Genomic DNA, 547 nt, shown 5'->3' with positions numbered 1-547 from the left:
TTTTTCTTGCCCCTCTTCCCTCCCCTCCGCTCTTTCCCTTCCCCCTCCTTTTCCTGCCTCCCCCTTTTTTCTTTCCTTCTTTCTCCCCGATCTTCTCTTCCTCCCCCTCTTTTCTGGCCCCTTTCCCCCTTCCTCCGTTTCTCCCCTTTCTCTTCCTCCTTCCTTCTTTTTTCCTCTCTCGTTGTCCGCTCTCCTTCCCTTCCTTCTTCTTTCCTCCCCCTTCCTCTTTCTTTTTCTTCTCCGTCTTCCCCCCTCCTTTTCTCTCCCTTCTCTTTTTTTCTCTCTTTTTTTTCTCCTTTTCTTCTTTTCCCCCCCTTTCTCTTCCCTCTTCTTCTCCGCCTTCCTCCTTCCTTTTTTCTCCTTCCTCCTTCTTTCTCTTCCTTTTTTCTCTCTTCCTCTCCCCTCCTTCCTTCCCCCTCCTTTCCCCTTCCGCCTCTCTCCTCTTTTTCCTCTTCTCTTTTCTCCCTCCCCTTTTCCTCCTCTTCCTCTCTTTTCTTCCTCTCTCTTCCCCTTCCTTCCTCCTCTCCCCCCCTTTCTTCCTTCTCCC

1 protein-coding gene is annotated in these 547 nt (G+C 50.8%); it reads right to left on the bottom strand.

The features are described from left to right. On the bottom strand, positions 1–547 hold a 547-nt coding region (locus HBN98_RS28455; RefSeq protein WP_169844093.1), incomplete at both ends, for a hypothetical protein.

Origin of the sequence: Pseudomonas koreensis, assembly GCF_012986595.1 — a bacterium.
Lineage (GTDB): Bacteria > Pseudomonadota > Gammaproteobacteria > Pseudomonadales > Pseudomonadaceae > Aquipseudomonas > Aquipseudomonas koreensis.
Note: the sequence above shows the minus strand (reverse complement) of the source record. Positions and strands in the feature narration are given on the sequence as shown.